Genomic DNA, 1,759 nt, shown 5'->3' on the forward strand with positions numbered 1-1,759 from the left:
TTCGGCGCCCCGCGCATCGCGCGCTGGGAATGGCGCAACATCCCGCCGCTACGGCTGTACGTGTGGGACCGCCCGGCGGGTTGAACCGCCCCTGGGCAAGATCGTCCATTACCCCGTTCGTTTCGTCAATTCGCCCCTCCCGGACACGGCGCCAGACTGAACGTCCGGTTAACCGCGAGGAGGAGCGATCATGACCGAGACCACCATTCATCACTTCATCAACGGGGCGCTTCGCAGCGACGAGGGCGAGCGCCGTGCGCCGGTCTACAACCCCGCCACGGGCGAGCGTACCGCGGAGGTCGCGCTGGCAAGCGAGGCGCAGGTCCGCGAGGCCATCGACGCCGCCGAGGCAGCCCAGGCCGGTTGGGCCGCCACCCCACCGCTGCGCCGCGCACGGGTGATGTTCCGCTTCAAGCAGCTCATCGAGGAGAATGACGACCGCCTCGCCGAGTTGATCACCCGGGAGCACGGCAAGGTGTTCTCCGACGCCAAGGGCGAGGTCATCCGCGGCCTGGAGGTGGTGGAGTTCGCCTGCGGCATCCCCCACCTGCTCAAGGGCGAGCACTCCAGCAACGTCGGCACGGACGTGGACTCCTGGTCCATGCAGCAGCCGGTGGGCGTGTGCGCCGGTATCACGCCGTTCAACTTCCCGGCCATGGTCCCGATGTGGATGTTCCCGGTGGCGCTGGCCTGCGGCAATGCCTTCGTGCTCAAGCCCTCCGAGAAGGACCCGTCGGTGGCCCTGCTGCTCGCGGAGCTGCTGCGTGAGGCCGGGCTGCCGGACGGCGTGTTCAACGTCGTCAACGGCGACAAGACCGCCGTGGACACCCTGCTCACCGACGAGCGCGTGCGCGCGATCAGCTTCGTCGGCTCCACGCCCATCGCCCAGTACATCTACGAGACGGGCGCCGCCAACGGCAAGCGCGTGCAGGCCCTCGGCGGCGCCAAGAACCACATGGTGGTGATGCCCGACGCGGACCTCGACCAGGCGGTGGATGCCCTCATGGGCGCCGCCTACGGCTCCGCGGGCGAGCGCTGCATGGCGGTCTCCGTGGCCGTGCCCGTGGGCGAGGAGACCGCCGACCGGCTGGTCCAGCGACTGCGCGAGCGCACCGAGGGCCTGAAGGTCGGCAACGGCCTGGACCGCGACAACGAGCCGGACATGGGTCCGCTGGTGACCCGCGAGCACCTGGAAAAGGTGCAGGGCTACGTCGATGTGGGCGTCTCCGAGGGCGCGGAGCTGGTCGTCGACGGACGCAACCACACCGTCGCCGGCCACGAGAACGGCTTCTTCCTCGGCGGCTGCCTGTTCGACCGGGTGACCCCGGAGATGCGCATCTATCGCGAGGAGATCTTCGGCCCGGTGCTCTCGGTGGTCCGCGCCGCGGACTTCGACGAGGCCGTGGATCTGATCAACGCCCACGAGTTCGGCAACGGCACCGCGGTGTTCACCCGCGACGGCGACGCGGCCCGCACCTTCGCCCAGCGCATCCAGGTGGGCATGGTCGGCATCAACGTGCCGATCCCCGTGCCGATGGCCTTCCACAGCTTCGGCGGCTGGAAGCGCTCGCGCTTCGGCGTGCTCCACGCCCACGGCCCGGAGGCGGTGCGTTTCTACACCGAGATGAAGACGGTCACCGCGCGCTGGCCCAAGGGCGTGCGCGAGACCAACACGAACCATTTCAGCATGCCTACCATGTAACCACGTCCGGCACGCCGCCGGATCCCGGCCCGGCCGCCCTGCGCCGGGCCGGGCAGG

The 1,759-nt window shown here is 69.8% G+C and carries 1 protein-coding gene; it reads left to right on the plus strand.

Features of this window, described 5'->3' with window-relative positions; translation table 11 throughout:
• Positions 1-190: 190 nt before the first annotated feature.
• Positions 191-1,702 (plus strand): CoA-acylating methylmalonate-semialdehyde dehydrogenase, encoded by a 1,512-nt coding sequence (locus tag G7A99_RS02195; RefSeq protein ID WP_163138751.1) that lies wholly within the window; start codon positions 191-193, stop codon positions 1,700-1,702.
• The last annotated feature ends 57 nt before the right edge of the window (positions 1,703-1,759 follow it).

The organism is Arhodomonas sp. KWT (assembly GCF_010993615.1).

What these genes read in the sequence shown, in the direction of transcription:
- G7A99_RS02195 (WP_163138751.1), top strand. Translation starts at nt 191, where the DNA reads ATGACCGAGACCACCATTCATCACTTCATCAACGGGGCGCTTCGCAGC.